The sequence below is a fragment of the Candidatus Merdisoma sp. JLR.KK006 genome (genome assembly GCF_036941035.1).
GTDB lineage: Bacteria > Bacillota > Clostridia > Lachnospirales > Lachnospiraceae > Laedolimicola.
On record NZ_JAYMNS010000031.1, the window covers coordinates 34,006 to 52,734 of the forward strand.

General features: G+C 43.4%; 20 protein-coding genes. 1 reads left to right on the forward strand and 19 read right to left on the reverse strand.

Annotated elements, in window-relative coordinates; all coding sequences use genetic code 11:
* Positions 1–110: 110 nt before the first annotated feature.
* From VSQ61_RS18645 to VSQ61_RS18675, 7 genes are all read right to left on the reverse strand, one after another.
* Positions 111–566 (reverse strand): DUF1653 domain-containing protein, encoded by a 456-nt coding sequence (locus VSQ61_RS18645; RefSeq protein ID WP_334345897.1) that lies wholly within the window; start codon positions 564–566, stop codon positions 111–113.
* A 195-nt stretch (positions 567–761) separates the two neighbouring features.
* The gene (locus VSQ61_RS18650; protein WP_334345898.1) at positions 762–1,913 is read right to left on the reverse strand and encodes an AI-2E family transporter; all 1,152 of its coding nucleotides are present in this window, start codon (positions 1,911–1,913) and stop codon (positions 762–764) included.
* A 142-nt stretch (positions 1,914–2,055) separates the two neighbouring features.
* A complete protein-coding gene (locus tag VSQ61_RS18655; RefSeq protein WP_334345899.1) occupies positions 2,056–2,493 on the reverse strand; it encodes an Lrp/AsnC family transcriptional regulator in 438 nt (145 codons plus the stop codon).
* Between the two features lie 126 nt (positions 2,494–2,619).
* On the reverse strand, positions 2,620–3,687 hold the full coding sequence (locus tag VSQ61_RS18660) for a YeiH family protein (protein ID WP_334345900.1): 1,068 nt from the start codon (positions 3,685–3,687) through the stop codon (positions 2,620–2,622).
* A gap of 49 nt (positions 3,688–3,736) precedes the next feature.
* Complete coding sequence (locus VSQ61_RS18665; protein WP_334345901.1) at positions 3,737–4,690, reverse strand: ferredoxin-like domain-containing protein; 954 nt, start codon at positions 4,688–4,690, stop codon at positions 3,737–3,739.
* Positions 4,691–4,721: 31 nt separating this feature from the next.
* Positions 4,722–6,350 (reverse strand): FAD-dependent oxidoreductase, encoded by a 1,629-nt coding sequence (locus VSQ61_RS18670; RefSeq protein WP_334345902.1) that lies wholly within the window; start codon positions 6,348–6,350, stop codon positions 4,722–4,724.
* Positions 6,351–6,660: 310 nt separating this feature from the next.
* Positions 6,661–7,644, reverse strand: a complete 984-nt coding sequence (locus VSQ61_RS18675; protein ID WP_334345903.1) for an FG-GAP repeat domain-containing protein — start codon at positions 7,642–7,644, stop codon at positions 6,661–6,663.
* A gap of 203 nt (positions 7,645–7,847) precedes the next feature.
* Here VSQ61_RS18675 and VSQ61_RS18680 point away from each other — a divergent pair, with 203 nt between their 5' ends.
* A complete protein-coding gene (locus tag VSQ61_RS18680) occupies positions 7,848–8,735 on the forward strand; it encodes a LysR family transcriptional regulator (RefSeq protein ID WP_334345904.1) in 888 nt (295 codons plus the stop codon).
* A 3-nt stretch (positions 8,736–8,738) separates the two neighbouring features.
* Here the strand turns inward: VSQ61_RS18680 and VSQ61_RS18685 are convergent, their stop codons facing one another.
* The 12 genes from VSQ61_RS18685 to VSQ61_RS18740 form a co-directional block, all read right to left on the reverse strand.
* Positions 8,739–9,065: a hypothetical protein gene (locus VSQ61_RS18685; RefSeq protein ID WP_334345905.1), complete on the reverse strand. Its 327-nt coding sequence runs from the start codon at positions 9,063–9,065 to the stop codon at positions 8,739–8,741.
* 79 nt (positions 9,066–9,144) lie between these two features.
* Positions 9,145–10,095: a TIGR03943 family putative permease subunit gene (locus tag VSQ61_RS18690; protein ID WP_334345906.1), complete on the reverse strand. Its 951-nt coding sequence runs from the start codon at positions 10,093–10,095 to the stop codon at positions 9,145–9,147.
* 86 nt (positions 10,096–10,181) lie between these two features.
* Positions 10,182–11,381 carry a GTP-binding protein gene (locus tag VSQ61_RS18695; protein WP_334345907.1) on the reverse strand — a complete coding sequence of 400 codons (1,200 nt, stop codon included), beginning with the start codon at positions 11,379–11,381 and terminating at the stop codon, positions 10,182–10,184.
* A gap of 274 nt (positions 11,382–11,655) precedes the next feature.
* The gene (gene rplT, locus VSQ61_RS18700) at positions 11,656–12,012 is read right to left on the reverse strand and encodes a 50S ribosomal protein L20 (protein ID WP_334345908.1); all 357 of its coding nucleotides are present in this window, start codon (positions 12,010–12,012) and stop codon (positions 11,656–11,658) included.
* Between the two features lie 29 nt (positions 12,013–12,041).
* A complete protein-coding gene (rpmI, locus tag VSQ61_RS18705; protein ID WP_334345909.1) occupies positions 12,042–12,239 on the reverse strand; it encodes a 50S ribosomal protein L35 in 198 nt (65 codons plus the stop codon).
* A 76-nt stretch (positions 12,240–12,315) separates the two neighbouring features.
* On the reverse strand, positions 12,316–12,813 hold the full coding sequence (infC, locus tag VSQ61_RS18710; RefSeq protein WP_334345915.1) for a translation initiation factor IF-3: 498 nt from the start codon (positions 12,811–12,813) through the stop codon (positions 12,316–12,318).
* A gap of 215 nt (positions 12,814–13,028) precedes the next feature.
* Positions 13,029–13,778, reverse strand: a complete 750-nt coding sequence (locus VSQ61_RS18715; RefSeq protein ID WP_334345910.1) for an ATP-binding protein — start codon at positions 13,776–13,778, stop codon at positions 13,029–13,031.
* The gene (locus tag VSQ61_RS18720; RefSeq protein ID WP_334345911.1) at positions 13,742–14,209 is read right to left on the reverse strand and encodes an AlbA family DNA-binding domain-containing protein; all 468 of its coding nucleotides are present in this window, start codon (positions 14,207–14,209) and stop codon (positions 13,742–13,744) included. The genes VSQ61_RS18715 and VSQ61_RS18720 overlap by 37 nt, the downstream gene beginning before the upstream one ends.
* Before the next feature lie 429 nt (positions 14,210–14,638).
* Complete coding sequence (locus VSQ61_RS18725; RefSeq protein ID WP_334345916.1) at positions 14,639–15,625, reverse strand: virulence RhuM family protein; 987 nt, start codon at positions 15,623–15,625, stop codon at positions 14,639–14,641.
* 245 nt (positions 15,626–15,870) lie between these two features.
* Entirely contained in the window at positions 15,871–16,605 is a 735-nt protein-coding gene (locus tag VSQ61_RS18730; protein ID WP_334345912.1) for a TatD family hydrolase, read from the reverse strand.
* Positions 16,598–18,037, reverse strand: coding sequence for a Qat anti-phage system QueC-like protein QatC (gene qatC / locus VSQ61_RS18735; RefSeq protein WP_334345913.1), 1,440 nt, complete (start codon positions 18,035–18,037; stop codon positions 16,598–16,600). Before qatC ends, VSQ61_RS18730 begins: the two co-directional genes overlap by 8 nt.
* Positions 18,021–18,729 (reverse strand): Qat anti-phage system associated protein QatB (locus VSQ61_RS18740; protein WP_334345914.1); only part of this gene is annotated, 709 nt, incomplete at its 5' end. The genes qatC and VSQ61_RS18740, both read right to left, overlap by 17 nt.

Sequence of the window (18,729 nt, forward strand, 5' to 3'; positions counted from 1 at the left end):
TATACGGCACACTGCCATCAGGAAGGATTTCCAGCCACAAGGGCATGTGCTCGCAAATTCCTCCGGGCATTGCCGGGTACTGCTGTTTTTTTATTCCGGTTTTGCCGATTTTAACGAAACCGATCCGTCTCAAAATGCTCCATCGTTTTCAGACAGTTTAAAATCTGACGGTATTTATCCTGGACGCTGCCGGCCGCAAGGCCAATGTCCAGGGAAGCGGCAATGCTTTCAAACAGATTGTCGTCCTCATAGCCTGCCCAGGACTGAAAAAGCTCCAGCTTATCCCGGTAGGTCTCCGTATCCAGAAAGCGCAGCAGCATCGGATTCACCTCCGTAGGCTCCTCCACCTCCTCAAATCGGTACTTCTGTGTCACGTCCGGATACTTTTCGTGATCCACTTCACTTACAAACATCTCATAAGGCCGGACCCAGACCTTCTCGTCTCCGTACTGGTCCTGGTATACCACCATCTGCTCCCCTGTCTCCGAGTGGGTGGCAATGGCCGTCACCTGGTACAGTCCATCCTTAAAATGCCGATAATAGGCACCAATCCTAATCTCTCTCACAAAATTCCTTCTTTCTCTATATTCGTCTGCTTCTGCGAACAAGAAGCCAAATGCTGCGGCTGCACATCCCATGGTCCGCTGACCAGAGAAATGGATGTTCACTCAAGCATTTGACCTGATAACTGCTAGTGTAGCACACTTATGCAAAAAAGAAAACCCCATCAAAACAGAAGTTCCGGATAAAGCTTTCTTTCTCTATGAGGATAATTCCTTCTTTTTCTCCAACCGCCCATACATCCACTCCCGAAGAAGCGCATAGACCACGGAAACAATGGGAATAAAAATCAGCATGCCTAAGATTCCCATCAGATTACCGCCTACGGTCACGGCAACCAATACCCAGATAGCCGGCAGCCCCACGGAGTTCCCCACCACACGGGGATAGATAAGATTTCCCTCAATCTGCTGAAGCACCTGGAACAGCACAATAAATCCCAGTGCCTGGGCCGGATTCACCATCAAAATCAAGAAAGCTCCCACCACACAGCCGATGAATGCGCCGAAAATAGGAATCAGCGCCGTAAATGCCACCAGAACCCCCACCAGTAAGGCATAGGGGAAGCGCAAAAGGCTCATAGCCACAAAAAACATAGCCCCCAGAATCACCGCCTCCATACACTGTCCGGTGATAAAGCTGGAAAAGGTGCGGTGGCTTAAGAAGCACACATGAAGAATATAATCCACTTGCTTTTTCGGAAAAACCGCCTTCAGAAGTTTCCGGCACTGCTCCCCCAGCTTCTCCTTCTGAAGCAGCACATAGCAGGCAAACACAAAGCCGATGAAGAAATTGGTCACTGCACTGATAATGGTCCTTGCCACCGTCATTGTGGAGGACAGCACACTGCCTGCGCCGCTGCGGAAGAAATTCCAGGCAGTCTCCACGGCCTTCTCCCAATTCATCTCCAGACCCTCAATCCAGGTCACAACCTGATCGTTATTCCGGAAGATCTCTTCAAGCCACTCCTGTGCTCTCGGAAGAAATGCCTCCACACTGGCCCCCAGTCCAACCACCGTAGTGCCAAGTTCCGGAACCACCACAAAGATCACCAGTGAAATAACGCCAAGGACCAGCAGTATGGCAATAACCATGCTCAAAGGACGGGCAAGCTTCCTTTGCAGGCTGCTCTTCCTGGTCCTTTTTTCCGGAAACAGCCAGTTTTCCAAAGCCGTCATAGGCACATTTAAGATAAAAGCAATGGCTCCTCCCAGCGCAAAGGGGAAGCCGATTCCCCACAAAAACCGCAGCGCCCCGAAGACTGCGTCCAGTCTCTGGACACCCACCAGCAGCAATATGGTAAAAGCAATCAGAAGCATCAGCTTCTTCATGGTCTCTCGATTCAGATTCATGCGTGTTCTCCTTCTTTTGTTCCCCTGTAAGCCAGGAATAAATCTATTATTAAGGAGCATAAGCCCCCGAACCATTTCTGTCAAGCACAAGAAAATATTTTATAATTTTTTTATAAAGTACTGCCATTTTCTCGGACTTCTCTTAAGAGGGTAATACAGAATATTCATTCTTAATGGTAGACAGCACATACAATGTCTTTATTCCGGATACCCCCGGCATCCTGCGCAAATCCTGGTGAATCAATTCCAGGCTTGAGGTGGAATTTGTCACAATTTTCATCAGATAATCCATATCTCCGGCAATGGCGTGGCATTCGCAGATATCCTCATAGGCAAGAACCTCCCTTTCAAAGGGTTCGTGATATTTGAAATGAGAAAGCCTAAGGACCACAAAGGCCGTAAGGGTATTCCCCAATTGCCTTTCATCCAGAATCACCGTATATTTTTGAATGATCCCAGTACGCTCCAGCTTTCGTATCCGCTCAATCACCGCCGATACGGACAAATGTATGTTCTGACTGATTCGTGAAGCTGTCTGCCTGGAATTTTCCTTCAAATGTCTTAGTATCCTTTTGTCCATGCGATCCATATCCTGTCCCTCTGTTCCAGTTCCGTAATATATAGCAAAAGCAGCCTGCTTTCGCAAACTGCTTTTGTATCATACACGTATCATATCAAAAAAATTTCCCACTGTCCAGAAGCATTTTTATCCGATGTATCCCGAAAACAGGAATACAAAGGCAAGTGAACAGGCCGCCACACACGCCCAGGTTATGCCGCCTAATGTGATGGGCTTGATGCCCTTGGAAAATACATCCTTGAACTTAATCTTGAAGCCCACACCTGCCAGTGCCGATGCAAAGAGGAATTTCGCAAGCTTTCCGAGAAGGCCCGTTGCCGACATGCCAAGCCCCGGCACATCAAAGCCAAATACCCCGAAGGTGTTCAGTCCGGCCATCACTACAAACCAGAGAATGAACATAGGAAATGTCTTCTTTACAACGTTCAGCAGGGAATCATTCTGCCCACTCTCACCGTTCTGCTTTGCTTCTTTCGCCATAATAATCGTCCATACCAGCGCCACAAAAATCAGCATGGTGGTCCGGACAAGCTTTACATTCAAAGCGCCGCTCCAGTCTCCCAGGCCGTTCATGGCCACATAGGTCGCCTGTGCTCCGGCCACGGAGGAAGTGTCATTGATGGCAGTTCCGGCCAGAAATGCGAACTGATTGTCCGTCAGTCCCAAAGCCCCGCTCAAATAGGGATAGCTGAACGCCGCCAGGGTATCAAACAGAAAGATGGCTGCCATGGCAAAGGCGATCTCCTCCTCCAGTGCCTTGATGATCCGTGACAGGGTGGCAATAGCCGTTCCGCCGCAGATGCAGGTTCCGCCGCCTACCAGTACAGAGGTATTCTTGCTTACACCAATCTTCTTTCCCACCAACAGAGCGATGGTAAAAGAAAGACAGATATTGAACAAAATCAGCGGCAATGCTTTTACACCTGTTCCCAGGATATCCGCAAAGCTCAAGGTAGCACCGGTAAGAATAATTCCCCAATTCAAAAACTTCTTGCTTGCAAAGGTAGTTCCCGCCTTAAAATCCTTATGAAGACTTGGGAGCAGGTTGCAGGCAATCATGGATACCAGAAGCGCTACCATGGGACCACCCATAACCGTGCGGTGAAACCATGCGGACTGCCAGTCCGTAGAAAGAGTTGCCAGCCATCCAATGACAAGACAGAGGATGACGGCACCTGTTTTCTTTTTATTCATTAGTATTTCTCTCCCTCTATTTCTTTCGTAAATAGTTTTTGTTCCCCAATTAACAGGTTGCTCCGCCTGTCAGATGAAGCTTCGCATCCAGGATCTCCTGCTTTCTATCGAGAATGTCATTGGAGAGAAGCTGCTTCTCCACATTCTCAAAGCCCAGACGCTCAATGGTCTTTGCAAAGCGCTCCCCGGTCTGTCCCTGCTCACGGAACAGAAGAATCGCTTTCTCGATTACGGAAAGGGCCTCTTCTTTATCGGTAAATACCTTAGAAAGAGCCTGACCCTGAGCCACTTTCTTGCCCCAGCGTCCACCGATGTAGATTTTATAGCCGTAGGTTCCGTCCTCAATACAGTCGAAAGGACATTTCCCGATACAGCGTCCGCAGTTGTTGCAGATATCCTTGTCAATCTCCATTACGCCGTCCACCATCTTTGCAGCATTTACGGGACAGGCCTTCTCCACGCCGCACTTCTTGCAGCCGTTGCAGTCGTCCTCCTCGTAGTTTGGAATCCGCTGTCCGATGATGCCAAGGTCATTCAAATCCGGCTTTACACAGTTGTTGGGACATCCGCCCACGGCGATTTTAAACTTGTGGGGAAGCAGTACCTGACGGTAGCCCTCGTAGAATCTGTGATGGATCTCCTCGGAAAGCTCGAAGGAATCCAGAAGACCGTACTGGCAGGTAGTTCCTTTACATGCCACTACCGGACGCACCTTGGAGCCGGTTCCGCCTGTTACCAGGCCGGCCTTTGCGATGTACTCGCAGAAGTCGTCAATCTTGTCATAAGGAATGCCCTGTACCTCAATGGTCAGACGTGTGGTAAAGGTTACAATCCCGTTGCCGAACTTCTCTGCGGCCTCACCGATAACCTTCTGCTGCTCTGCTGTGATTTTTCCGTTGATGGTGATGATACGTCCGGAAAAATTGTCCGTTCCCTTGTTGCTCAAAAATCCTCTTGCTTTTACCTTCTTCTCGTCCTCGGCGCTGATAGTTAATGTTGCCATAATATGTATCCTCCTATTTTAAGTAATTAATTTAATCCTCTTCCTCTACGGTATTAAAGGTGGTGCCGCCTTCCAGCACTTTTGTATTGGTGTAGCCGTAGTATTTCAGGCGGTTCTGCACCATATAGGCACGTTTTCCTTTGGCACAGACAATGAGAAGCTTCTCATCCTTGCCAAAGCCCTCTACCTCCCCATTGATCTTAGTCAGATCCAGATACGGTGCGGAGTGAATGGACGGCTGAATGGAAGCATCCACCATACGGTAGCCCTCTGCCTTCCCTTCCGCAAATTCTACCGGAGTAAAGGTCTCAAAAGCGCCGCTCATCTTGTTCAGCAGTACATTCAGTGCATGAGCAAAGGGATGAATCGCCGTGGAGAAAGGCGGTGCATAAGCAAAGTCCAGATTCTCCAGCTGATCTACCGTTGCTCCCAAAGAGATGGCTGTCACGGCAATGTCCGTTACCTTATCAACTGCGCCGCTTCCCAGCACCTGCAGGCCCAGGAACTTCCGGGTTGTCTTATCTGCCACCATCTTAATAATGAAAGAGCCCGCCCCCGGATAATAATGAGCCTTGTCATCCACAATGCAAAGTGCAGTGATTACATCATGGCCTGCCGCCTTTGCCGCAGTCTCCGTAAGTCCTGTACGTCCTGTATTGATGCCGCCCGGAAGCTTTGCTACACCGGTTCCAAGTACACCCGCATATTCAAACTCACCGCCGCAGAGATTCTTTGCCAGAACACGGCCGGCAATATTTGCCGTAGAGCCCATGGGTGACCATGCCGGCTCACCGGTCTCACGGTTGGTTACCATAGCACAGTCGCCTACCGCATACACATCCTCCACATTGGTGCGCAGATTTTTATCGGTGAGAATGGTTCCCTTGAACATCTCAATGCCGCTTCCCTCCAGAAATGCGGTATTGGGCCGGATTCCAATTGCCAGAACCAGAGCGTCCGCCTTTACCGCCCGCTTGCTGGTCTGCACCTTCTCCACCTTGCCGTCACCAATCACACCCTCCAGGGCAACGCCTGTCATGGGATTGATGCCTGCGTCAGCCATCTTATTTTCCACATACTCGGAAAGCTCCGGGTCCAGGAAATTGGGCAGTACATGGGGCGCAAAGTCAATAACGTTGACACGAACGCCCTTTTCCGCCAGATTCTCCGCCACCTCAAGGCCGATAAAACCGCCGCCTGCAACTACCGCACGCTTGATCTTTCCGGCCTCAACCGCTTCCCGAAGGGCAATGGCATCGTCCGGAGTACGCATAAAGAATACATTTTCCAGATCAAGGCCCTCAATCTGGGGACGGAAAGGTGATGCGCCGGAAGCAATAATAAGCTTGTCATAGCCGTAGGCGGCAGTCTCTCCGTTATGTACGGCCGTAACCGTCTTTGCCTCTGTGTCTACTGCAGTAACCTCGGTCTCTGTGAGAATCTCTGCGCCGGTAAGCTTGGAAAATGAATCCGGCGTGTTCACGATCAACTGCTCTCTTGTGGGAATCACGCCTCCCACATAATAGGGAAGCCCGCAGCCTGCATAAGAAATGTCTTTTCCCTTTGTGAGTATGGTAACTTCACAGCTGCGGTCTTCCCGTTTGATTTTCGCTGCCGCCTTTGTTCCGGCCGCAACGCCCCCGATAATCAGTACTTTCATCGGTAGAATCCCCTTTCTTTTTCGTGATATTTTTAACAATCCTGTGTCAAAATTCCCCGGTTGTCTCTTTTAGATTTATTATAGCACTTGCTAATTAATAATTAAAATGATATTATTTTATGAATAACATAGGTAAAACCTATTAAATCAAAAAAGACGCAATCTGCTTGCCGCCTCATGGGGCCTGCATGAAATTGCGTCTTTCATCTTAGTTCCGGCTGCCAATTGACCAAGCAATGTCATTTAGATGTGCCTTCACAAGTTTTTGGACTTAACGAAACGACATTGCTTTGCCAACACATTCATTTATTTAGAAAGCTTCTTCAATCCACCATTTAAGTACTACCGGAGTGCCGTCCTCCTCCCATGTGATTAAGAATTGTGCTATGGCGGCGCAGTCTGCCACTCCGCCCTCCCCGTAGAGATACTCGGAAGCCTGCAGCACATTTTTTCCCTCATATTCCACCATGGACAGATCATAAAATCCACGTGCATTGCCGCCTACAGCCTCTGCCATCTCCGGCGGCGGACATTCGTTTTCCCTGCCAAAAGGAATAAGCTCATCTAAGTAAGGGCAGTATGCGCTGTAGCTGTCTGCCTCCGGCTCTTGTATCACATCCACCACAAGTCCGCAGTCATGATCGATTTCTAGATCTGAGGGAAGCTCCATTCGCTCCATAGTATGATTTTTATATTTGAAAACAGCTTTGTAGGAATCCCCCACCGCACCGCATCCAAAGCCCTCAGCACTGAACACGATCTCCACATTTTCATCATTGTCCACATCGGCCCAGAATACATCGAATATGCCGTAATAGGAGCATTCTTCCTCATCAAAGCAATAGGGCGTGTCCTCATTCATATAAAACCACAAGCCCCCTGACCCGTAAAAGACGATCTGCTCCGCATCCTGCACCATAAGCAGCATGTCCATCTGCCCGTTTCCGTCTATGTCATCCAAACGAAGCCCTGTAAGCGCCAGGGCGCCATTTTGAAAAATCTTATCCTCCAAAAGCCGCCCGAAAAGCTTCTCTGCCTGTTCTGACCCGATTCCCTGCCTTTGTGCTTCCTCAAAAAATCTTTCCCTGTTTTCCTCCATCTGTTTCTTAAGGTAATTCTTTTCTTCCTCCGCATCCGGCGCCGTCTCATTTCCGGCTTTCTGAAACAGGCTCTGTACTGCTCCCGCTTCTTCCTGTGATGCCTGAACATTTTTACCGGACGTACAGAGTGAGGCTGTCCCTACACACATTAAGACTAAAATGCTTCTGCTGATTTTTTTCATCCATTTTTTCATAGTCCGCTTCCCTCTATCCACATCTTATTTATAGTTATTTTAATGGAAAGCTACATCAAAACAGAATCAAATTTACATCATAATTGCATCATCTTTTCTTTCAACCTCATTATGCCAACACATTTTCTTAGATCCATGTCACTTGTCAATGCTTCACAGAAATGGTACTATTTTATTGAGAAATTGGAACAGGAGATATGCGAATGACCATCCGGCATTTAAAAATATTTATTGCAGTAGCGGAAACAGGGAAAATGAGCCTTGCGGCAAAGAAGCTTTATCTGGCTCAGCCTACCATCAGTCAGGCCATCCATGAGCTTGAGGAGCACTATCACACTCCGCTGTTCGACCGTCTGTCCAAGCGTCTTTATATTACGGAGACAGGCCAGGAGCTTCTTACTCTGGCCCGGAATGCGGTACGTGCCTTTGACGATCTGGAGCTTCGGATGGAAAACTGCAACCGAACGGAGCATTTTCGAATCGGTGCCACGGTCACGGTTGGCTCCTGCCTTCTCCCTACGCTTCTGGAGAATTTCCGGCAGGGCAGGCCGTTAGTGGATACCTTTTCTTTTATTGGAAATACGGCTGTGATTGAAGACAAGCTTTTAAAGTCGGAGCTGGATGTGGGAATCGTGGAGGGCGTGATCAAAAGTCCGGATCTGATCAGCATTCCCATGGTGGAGGATTTTCTGGTTCTGGCCTGCAGCAAAGACCATCCCTTTGCTGCGCTTACCTCCTTTCAGCCCTCGGATTTGGAGGGTTTGGATTTTGTTATGCGTGAGAAGGGCAGCGGTACAAGGGCGCTGTTTGAAGAGTACCTGCACGCCAACCATATTCACATTCGCTGCCGGATAGAAGCTCCGTTTCCGGAGGCTATGAAGCATGCCATTGTTTACAATCATTGTATGGCTGTGATTTCCGTGCGCCTTATTGAAGAAGAATTGCAAAAAGGCACGATCCACATGCTGCCCCATCCGGAGCATGCCTGGAACCGCACCTTTAATCTGGTTTACCATAAGGATAAGATTCTTACGGATTCTATGCTTCATTTAAAAAATCTGCTGCTGCAGTATCGGAGACCGGAGGTTTGATGATTAGGAAAATTCATTCCATCTTTTTGCCATCAGCAAATATGTGATTGCTATCGGCCATAGAACATCCACTGAGGGAACTCCTGTGCAGAATGCAAGAATAAATCCCCATATGTTTGCTGCACACATCATATAAAAGCCTGCTTTTTTATGCTTTTCAAAGAGAACAGCCATTCCGATTATATCTATGGCAATCGCAATAAACAGGCTTATGCTTAAAGGTGATTTCCAGAAAATCTGCCGGTTCATCGCATGACTTACCGTATCATATAATCGATTGCACATTACATATAAACGAAATCCCAGCCATACCTGCAAAAGTCTTGTCATTTCTGCCTCCTAGTAAATGTACCATAATCCCTTTTCAAAATGAGAGGCCCTTTTTCCATATCCTCTGCAGACAAAGCGTTTAAAAATATACCATTTCTTCCTCCGGCTTCTCCACGGACTTCAAAGCCTTTGTATAGAGAACCGGGCCTTCCTCCCCGGAATACTCCTTCCGGGTCTCCACCTTTACCTTGGCAGTAACGGTAAGCCACTGGCGGTTGCGGAGCTTATCTATATTCTGAGACTTGCACAGGAAGCCTAAAAATACGGTATCGTCCGCACAGCAGGTCATAGCCCGGCGTCCGGGTACAAAATAGCCTGCCTCCAGTTCCTTCGGGCGCATCACCATGGCCTTGAAGCGGATTGTCTTGCCGTCGTAATGTTCGGGATGATCCATGGCATCCAGATACCAGATGCCATAGTCAATGTCTCCGATATCAATAATGTCCGCATTCAGATCAAAGGGAAGTTCTTCTTCATATTCAAAAAGCTCTCCGCCCTCCTGCTCAAATTCCACCTGGGCTCTGGGATTGGCTGCCCGGATATTCCGCTTATAGGAGGCGGCTTTGGTGCCCTCCTTACAGCGATTGAAGATCACCAGATCGGAATCCTGTACCATATCCATGAAAAGAGACTTCATATTCTGCATGTACAAGTCAAAGGTTGCGGCATCTACCAAAGTGATACCCTGAGCCAAAAACCAGCCTCTGGGAAGCTGCATTTCCCGAAGCATCTGCATGCCCCACATACCATTGTATTCAATCATAACCTGTGTAGGCTTATATTCTTTCCGGCATGTCTCCAAAAATTCGGGAGTAAATTCCGCTTTTCCCTCCACAACAATCATTACCGTATCATAGGATTCCAGAATATGATCGTCGTACTCTTCTTCCCCTTCCTCACAGGCAATCAGAAGTGTCTTGCCGCCATCGGAAAAATAGGGATCGGAAAGTGTCTCCTGGATAAAGGAGGTCTTGCCGCTTTCCAGAAATCCGTTTACTACATAAACAGGTACTTTATTTAAAAAACTCATGGCTGCTCCTATTCCGGTTCCGCAGGACTAATGTCCGCAGAATACTAACAATATGTTAACTGTCTCCTGCTAATCTTCCTTTATCTTTATACGACATGAAAGAGTTCCTTTAATGCCTCTTCATTAAGCTCAGAACCAATTACACAGAGACGTCCCGTATAATCAGGACTTCCGCCTCGAACCTCGTATTCCTCCGGAACAAAGTCGAACTGCATCCAGCCGCCCTCTGTTCCGGGGATTATTCCCTTGGCACGGAGTATAACACCATATTTTTCGGAGCCGCCCAGTTCCTCCAGAATCTGCTGCAGCTCTTCTGCCGTGTATTTGTGAGCTGTCTCTACACCCCAGCTTGTGAAAACCTCGTCCGCATGATGATGACCCTCGTGATCATGGTGGTGATGGTGATGATCATGGCAGCCGCAGGTGCAGTGCTCATCATGCTCATGGTGATGTTCATGACCACATTCTTCTCCGTGATGGTGATGCTTATGGCCGCATTCTTCTCCATGGTGATGATGCTTATGCTCACACGCTTCTCCATGGTGATGTTCGTGCTCACATGCTTCTCCATGATGATGCTCATGTTCACATGCCTCTCCATGATGGTGCTCGTGTTCACACGCTTCTCCATGATGATGCCCATGTTCACATGCTTCTCCATGGTGATGTTTGTGCTCCTCCATCTCCAGCTCCGCATGATGCATGGCGGCCAAAATCTGCTTGCCGTCCAGTTCATCCCATGGTGTGGTAATCATAGTCGCATGTCCGTTATGCTCCCGGAGAAGGGCTGCACACTCCTCCAGCTTCTCATCCGTTATGCTCTGGGTTCTGCTTAAAACAATTGTTCCCGCATGCTCCACCTGATTATTGAAGAATTCACCAAAATTCTTCATATACATCTTGCATTTTTTTCCATCAACTACAACAATGGAGCTGTCAATGTGAACATCCATGGAGCCTGCCACATTTTCCACAGCCTTTACCACATCGGAAAGCTTGCCCACGCCGGAGGGCTCAATGAGGATCCGATCCGGTCCATAGGTATCCAGAACCTCTTTCAAGGCTGTGCCGAAATCTCCTACCAGAGAGCAGCAGATGCAGCCGGAGTTCATCTCATTTACCTGGATTCCGGCATCCTTTAAAAAGCCGCCGTCAATGCCAATCTCGCCGAATTCATTTTCAATCAAAACAATCTTTTCCCCCTGAAAGGCTTCCTCAAGAAGCTTCTTGATAAGGGTTGTCTTTCCGGCTCCCAAAAAACCGGAAATAATGGTAATCTCTGTCATGGTTTATTCCTCCTTAACTAAGTTCCGCAATATTTCTTCCACCATACATTGATCAAAGCAATTCTAAGTTGCAAAAGCTTGTGTCATAGCTTGTTTTCACACTGTCAGAATATTGCTGTCTCTATTATCCGGATCTATGCCTCTTTATAATTAGCACTCTCATTAACACACTGCTAATTATAGCACGATCCTTCTATTTGTCAAATAAAAAGGCCACTGCACACCGGGAGCTCTCTTCCGTTTTGCAATGGCTCTTTCTCTTTTGATTTCCCTTTTATGCCAGCTTACCTTTTGCCAACTCTACTAAGGTTGCAAAGCCTGCCGCATCATTTACTGCCATGTCAGCCAGAATCTTACGATCCAACTGAACCTCTGCCAGCTTTAAGCCGTGCATGAACTTGCTGTAGGATAAGCCGTTCATTCTGGCCGCCGCATTGATACGTGCGATCCAAAGCTGTCTGAACTGACGCTTCCTCTGCTTTCTTCCTGCATAAGAACTGGTAAGTGCTCTCATGACAGACTGCTTTGCTACTCTGTACTGCTTGCTTCTGGCTCCTCTATAGCCCTTTGCCAGCTTTAATACTCTGTTATGTCTTTTCTTAGCGCCTAAGCCGCCTTTAATTCTTGCCATTTTTTCTCTCCTCCTTGAAATTTTCCTGCTTACAGATACGGTAAGATCTTCTTCATGTTCTTAACATTGGTTGCATCCGTAATAGTTGACTTCCTCAGGTTTCTCTTTCTCTTCTGAGATTTCTTGGTTAAGATATGGCTCTTATACGCTTTCATTCTCTTTAACTTGCCGGTTCCTGTCTTTTGGAAACGCTTTGCAGCCGCTCTGCTTGTCTTCATTTTTGGCATTTTATATACTCCTCCTGTCATAGTTTCTTTGTTAAACTCTATAAAATCATTCCTGCTTCCAGGTGATTCCCAAATCTTACTGACGTTTTTCCGCTAAAAACATCAACATTTGACGGCCCTCTAACTTGGGAGCCTTTTCAACCACTGCAATATCAGACATCTTCTCTGCAAACACGTCCAAAATGTGACGGCCATGCTGAATATGAGCCATCTCTCTTCCTCTGAACCGAAGGGATACCTTAACCTTGTCACCCTTCTGAATAAACTTCCGTGCTGCACTGATTTTTGTATTGAGATCATTATCGTCAATGTTCGGTGACAGGCGAACCTCTTTGATCTCAATAATCTTCTGCCTCTTTTTTGCTTCCTTCTCCTTGCGCGCCATCTCGTACTTGTACTTGCCATAGTCGATAATCTTACATACCGGCGGCTTGGCAGTCGGCGCAACCTTTACCAGATCAAGCTCTGCTTCTCTGGCAATCTTCATAGCATCCCTCGCGGACATGATCCCCAGCTGTTCTCCATTTGATCCGATCAAGCGGACCTCCTTGTCTCGGATCTGTTCGTTAATCATTAAATCGCTAATAGTAATACCCTCCTTAAAGAAAGAAATATCCAGCTCAAAAAAGTGGATAGTCAAACTATCCACTTAAAATATCAGATTCCAAGACATAATAACGCCTTTTTCTATCAGATATGAACCCAAGTCGCCTGTCTGCGCTAAGGTGAGAGTGGATACTCTACTTGCTGTCGTTAAAATATTCTAGCACAACTGGCAGACAGTGTCAACTAATTTTTTCTTTGAAATGAACCTTTGAAATGAACCTCTCGGCTTTTATCGGCTTTTCCAACCCCTTTTTCTTCTTTTGCTATTTTTGCAAACTCCTCATTTATATAAATTACTGCCATTGTATAATCGTCATAATCATTATTTGGTAAAAACTCCAATTTGGGTGACCCATTTACCTTCAGTGCATCTTTTGCTCTTCGAATTCCAGAACCATATGACTCAATTAAATTCAATGCAAAAAACATATCTTTCAATTCAGGATTCAAGTATTTCCTATCATCAAAACTACTTTGACGATTCATTGATTCAATAGTAACCGGTGGCATTGGACGATTATGATTCACAAAAGTGATTCTATCACTATACACATAGATTCCAATATAATTAGGTGACTCATACCGTTTATGCAAAATACAATTCGTGGCCAACTCTTCAAAAGCTGCCAGTGGCCAGTTATATACAATACGATGTTCTATTTTATCTGCGTCCTGAATTGTATAAGATGCCTGAATTGTTTCCTCAAAGTATTTGCTGACAAGCCTAGCCTGTATCCAGATTGGTACGTCAAACACCTTCGCCTCCATTCGATCAGTTCCACTCACTTCACGAATTACCTCTACATGCGCATTTGAAATATATTCCTCAGGCCTATCAGAAAACATCAACACAGCGAAGTTTTTTGCACGATAACCGCCATATTCACTTTCACTAATCAGTCCCATACTCTTCGCCATATCCAATTTTGACATAGAACGAATGTCTTATCTCGCTCAGCTTTATTACTGGTTTGATACGGCCCGGCATTTCCTGGTTCAACAGCTACTACAATATAACGTCTCTCATCAATCTCATCCGTAATTAAATGATACCGAATTGTGGGATGAATATTAGCTAAAAGGTTTTTTAATGTATTTTCTATTGTTTCAATCAAGGATTCTTTTAAGCCACTAATTGGCCTTACTGGTATTGCTTTTTCACCAGTCTTTTTATCATCTACTTCCTCCACTCCAATATAAATCAATCCTAATTCTCGATTCATGTAATTATTCGCATAAGCGCAAGCTGTTTTTAATATTCCGGCCTTGAAATTTACAGACTTCTTATATTCAATATAATCTGTTTCAATACGATTTTGTTCAAGAATAGTACGAGCCATACGTTTAATATCTTCTATCTGCATATTTCAGTCCCTTCTAATTTCCATACTTATTATTGGTAGCATATTCCTGCCCTTCTAACTGTAGCTTATTTGCTAAAATGTTTAACATTGTGGATTTTCCCGAAGCATTATTTCCATACAAAATGGTGATTGGCTGAAATATGAGCAATCCCTCACTCTTTCGAGAAAATACGTTATATGGATAAATATGGGGACTGCTAACTGTTTCCTGCGAAAATAAAAAACTGCTTAAATAGATGATAAGCCGCACCTCCTCAATTATCTACAGTGTCAGGACTTCTCTTTAGATTCTTCATAAAACCTTAGACTACATTATCTTAGCAGTTATCCGGAAATATCGAACAACTGTGGCTTCTCTTAATTCTCCTTTTTTAAAAGGCAACAGCATTCAACATGATTATCGTTGTCCAAACCAAATCACATACCTTTTTATTTCTTATCTGTCTTTTGTTCCAATAGTTTTATAGAGTTCAAATAATCTTCTTCTACATCACTGATGGTTCTTGCTTTATATTTTTTATATTCATCTGTCGCCTTATCAACAGCTTGCTTATGAGAAATATTTCCATTTCCCTGTAACAACTGTTCTCCACTCATTATAAGTATACGGTCCAGATGTTCTGCCCAATCCCTCATAGTCATTACCTGTTCACGTTCTGCCTGACGTTCTGCAAAATCCAAATACCCAGACACAAGCTGCCCCATTGCCCGAAGTTCCTTTTCACTCAAATAATTCTTGGCTATAACAGCTTCTTTCAAAGTTGGTTGATTTCCCACAAATGTTGTAATCCCCATGAAATCTTTTTCAGCATCTGCCCGTGTATAAATAACCTCAGCTACCGTTTGTCCATGAATGGCATAATGAATTTTGTTCTGCACTTTTTTAAAGAATAAAATAGATATTTCTGCTTTTGGGTCATAATCAATACTGGTAGCGTAAATTTCCAAAACTTGTCTATAAAATACTTTTTCAGAAGCACGTATGTCTCTGATTCGTTCAAGTAATTCTTTAAAATAGCCACCGCCCCCCAGATTTTTCAACCGTTCATCATCCAGTGCAAAACCTTTTCGCATATATTCTTTCAATACATTGAGCGCCCAAATTCTGAACTGCGTACCACGCTTGGATTTCACACGATAACCCACAGAAATAATGACGTCCAAATTATAATAATCAACCTGATATGTTTTTCCATCTGCCGCAGTTGTTGCAAAATTTGCAACAACTGATTCTCTCACTAGCTCTCCTTCAGAAAAGACGTTTTTTATATGCCTTGATATCGTTGATTTGTCTCTTTGGAATAATTCAGCCATCTGGTCAATGGATAACCATACGGTATCTTCATCAAAAGTCGTTTCGATTTTTGTTAAACCATCTTCTGTTGTATAAATGATGATGTTCGATTTCTGTTCCATATTTTCTCGGTTATTCACACATACACCTCACTTCTAAATTGTGCAACGCCCGTTGCACTTTTATTATCTAATTCATCTTCTATATCACTCGTATCTACTACTATGTACCAGTCCACATCAAGTATTGTACTCTTTCTTAACAAATTTAGTAGTCCATTAATCACTCTGAATTACAAATAAAAAAATAAGCCTTTTATACTCAAATAAGGACTATTTTGTCATAAAAAATTATCTCTTTATAAAGTTTAATAATCTTCCTTTATTAAGGTTAAGTAATTATGTGTAACTTGCCTTTTTAAAACATCTACTTCATAAATTTTTTTCACACAAGCTAATTCTTCATAAATTGCACTTAATTTTCCTACTGTATATTTTCTTCCTAACACTTTTGTAAATGGACCATCGCTTTCCACAAAAATTCTATTTATTGGAATTTGGTTTATAATTTGTTTTCCAGTATTACTTCTTATCATATTTGAATTAATCGAAAAAAAGCATCCTAATTCAATAAACTTCTCCATCCACTTTTCATCTCCAGAATACCAGTGCATAACTACCTTTTTATTATTATTTTCTTTAAGAATCCTATATATATCTCCTTCTGCCATACGGCAGTGAATTGACATGATTTTATCTCTAGAAACTTGGCATATATAATTAAAAATTTCCATCTGTCTGTCCTTGTAACACAGATATTCCTTAGAAAAATCTAATCCAACTTCTCCAACATACTTTGTACATGATAAACCTCTTAAGAATGATGCTTTCCCAAAACTCACTTTTCCTGCATTTTGCGGATGGAAACCTACTCCAAATTGAACATACTTCGTTGGTTTATACAATTCTATACATGATTCAAAAATTTCAGGTTGATTCGTAACACAAAGCGTATGTTGCTCCATCTGATTGATTCGGTTATACACTTGCCGATGGTTCGCATAAAAATCAAGATGAAAATGCATGTCTATAAGTTTACTCATCAATTCCCCCCTCTATAAATTGAAGTAATTCATTTCCATTAAATCGTGCCTGTTCTTTTATAAAATTATATAATTCTCCCATAGATTTCATATATACATCCACAAATTTTTCTATCTCCTGCATGTCCATACCCCCAAGCGAAATCAATTTTTCAGTATAATAGCCCTTGCTGCCATGCTTTAGGTAATTATGAACTGCTAATAACACAGCCTTTAAATCCGTTGTTTTTCCCGTATCAGGATTTGAAAATTTTTCATTTCTTACAAATGTCATGCCAATTTTATAATCTTCTTTAAAATCCTCCAGATATTCTTCTGAAATATCAATACCATTCAGCGATGCTCTACGAATTAAGCACGGATAGCAATAGCCACAATTTCTCGGCCGTCCCTTAATTCCTTTATCCGCACGCATAGGATGTGAACAAGATATTGTTTTCCCTGCACCTAGTTTAAATGCTTTTGTCATTTTGACACTTTGGACTATTTCACCTTTTGTCTTATATGCAAAAAAATTTTCAACCCTATGCGATATTTGCAGCATCTGCAAAAGATTGTTCAATTCATTTATAAAATATACATGTGTGGTTCTTGTACTGCAACTCCCTCTCCTGCTTGGAGTCAATGGAAGATTTAATCCAATAAATCCATTCTCTGGAATATAAACTGGAACTTTTCCTCCTATTTGTGATGCAACTGCCAGTGCAACTGAAAGAAATAAAAATGATCTACTTCTACTTGTATTTTCAATATACTTTGTTTTTAAATCTTCATCTATGTTATAAGGAATACGTGGATCAGTATTAAAAAGCACTATATCCACATTACAACCAATATAATTCTCCTTAAGGATTCTATATAACTCAGAAATTCTTTTTCCCAATGCATTGTATTCCCTACACCCAACAAAACAAATATTCTTTTCATTTCGCAATAAATTTATTGCTCCTGAATAAGAATCTAAACCACCAGAAAATAACGAAACAGCATCAAATTCTCCTGCTATGATATCATACTTCTTTTTAGTGACATAATTTCTAAATTTCAGATTTGTTTTTCTGAAATTTACTGTCCATATGTCACCACTCAAAAAGTTTAATATATCTTCTAACTTAGTTTTGACTTCACTCCATTTCTTAAGTTCCAAAACAGGAATCGAAATATGTATTTCTCTTGTCCAATTATCCTCTACTTCTCCTGCCCATACGCCAACACGCGGTACCCTTTTGTCCGCTGCATAAACGCTAGCTGCTACTGTTATCAAATCCTCGTAAATATTTTCTAAATTCTCTCTATTAAATCTTCTCCAAATTTCTTCAAAATTTACTTTTAAATTTGACTTAGGGCCTTCATCCAACATATCAAATCTAATTGCATCTTCAAAATCATTATTCGGAGTTTCCTCTGCTGCCTTATTAATCCATACTTTCATACAGTCCCTCCATTCTCTTTAAATCTGCATAGCAATCCTTACATACAGAGGAAATATATTCCTGCCCCTCCTTACTTGTATAATCTAAATCAAGTTTTTTCTCTAACTGTATATCCGCCACGATTCTATTTTCAATTGCCGAACCCACATCATCCATAACCCTATCATAGTCTTTAGATAACTCTGAATTTGTAAATATTTTTTCTGCAAAACAAGTTTCAAAATTTTTAATGGCGAATTGAATAATAAATTCTATTAAAAATTCCTCGCTATTGATTTGTTCAAAATCTTTAAAAGTTTCTATTTCAAGCCGTTTCCATGTTTCTGACAAGCTTTCACGTATGATCTGCATATCTGTCGTAGAAAAATCTCTAGTGAAATAATCAATAAGTCCTTTATACAACTCATTGCCTTTTTTATCCAACAATGAATCTAAACCTATGTTCTTAGCTACACTTTCTGCTCCATATTTATTGGCTGCACTTATGAAATTCATAAGCCCGCCTGCTACTACCGAAACATTACTTTTACTTAAATGTGTGGACATATATGCATCTGCATATTTTGAAATTGCCTTGCTAATTCCAACACTACTTCTTGAGCCCTTCATCATCCTAGTAACCGCCCCTTTAGCCTGACGCCATTGTTCATTTTTTGGTGGAATATAGCCTTTTGATGTCCCCATACTTCTC

Excerpts from the sequence above, each read along its gene's own strand:
- VSQ61_RS18650 (WP_334345898.1), bottom strand. The coding sequence starts at position 1,913 with ATGAATCTGAATCGAGAGACCATGAAGAAGCTGATGCTTCTGATTGCT.
- VSQ61_RS18655 (WP_334345899.1), bottom strand. The coding sequence starts at position 2,493 with ATGGACAAAAGGATACTAAGACATTTGAAGGAAAATTCCAGGCAGACA.
- VSQ61_RS18660 (WP_334345900.1), bottom strand. The coding sequence starts at position 3,687 with ATGAATAAAAAGAAAACAGGTGCCGTCATCCTCTGTCTTGTCATTGGA.
- VSQ61_RS18665 (WP_334345901.1), bottom strand. The coding sequence starts at position 4,690 with ATGGCAACATTAACTATCAGCGCCGAGGACGAGAAGAAGGTAAAAGCA.
- VSQ61_RS18670 (WP_334345902.1), bottom strand. The coding sequence starts at position 6,350 with ATGAAAGTACTGATTATCGGGGGCGTTGCGGCCGGAACAAAGGCGGCA.
- VSQ61_RS18675 (WP_334345903.1), bottom strand. The coding sequence starts at position 7,644 with ATGAAAAAATGGATGAAAAAAATCAGCAGAAGCATTTTAGTCTTAATG.
- VSQ61_RS18680 (WP_334345904.1), top strand. The coding sequence starts at position 7,848 with ATGACCATCCGGCATTTAAAAATATTTATTGCAGTAGCGGAAACAGGG.
- VSQ61_RS18685 (WP_334345905.1), bottom strand. The coding sequence starts at position 9,065 with ATGACAAGACTTTTGCAGGTATGGCTGGGATTTCGTTTATATGTAATG.
- VSQ61_RS18690 (WP_334345906.1), bottom strand. The coding sequence starts at position 10,095 with ATGAGTTTTTTAAATAAAGTACCTGTTTATGTAGTAAACGGATTTCTG.
- VSQ61_RS18695 (WP_334345907.1), bottom strand. The coding sequence starts at position 11,381 with ATGACAGAGATTACCATTATTTCCGGTTTTTTGGGAGCCGGAAAGACA.
- rplT (WP_334345908.1), bottom strand. The coding sequence starts at position 12,012 with ATGGCAAGAATTAAAGGCGGCTTAGGCGCTAAGAAAAGACATAACAGA.
- rpmI (WP_334345909.1), bottom strand. The coding sequence starts at position 12,239 with ATGCCAAAAATGAAGACAAGCAGAGCGGCTGCAAAGCGTTTCCAAAAG.
- infC (WP_334345915.1), bottom strand. The coding sequence starts at position 12,813 with ATGATTAACGAACAGATCCGAGACAAGGAGGTCCGCTTGATCGGATCA.
- VSQ61_RS18715 (WP_334345910.1), bottom strand. The coding sequence starts at position 13,778 with ATGTCAAAATTGGATATGGCGAAGAGTATGGGACTGATTAGTGAAAGT.
- VSQ61_RS18720 (WP_334345911.1), bottom strand. The coding sequence starts at position 14,209 with ATGCAGATAGAAGATATTAAACGTATGGCTCGTACTATTCTTGAACAA.
- VSQ61_RS18725 (WP_334345916.1), bottom strand. The coding sequence starts at position 15,625 with ATGGAACAGAAATCGAACATCATCATTTATACAACAGAAGATGGTTTA.
- VSQ61_RS18730 (WP_334345912.1), bottom strand. The coding sequence starts at position 16,605 with ATGAGTAAACTTATAGACATGCATTTTCATCTTGATTTTTATGCGAAC.
- qatC (WP_334345913.1), bottom strand. The coding sequence starts at position 18,037 with ATGAAAGTATGGATTAATAAGGCAGCAGAGGAAACTCCGAATAATGAT.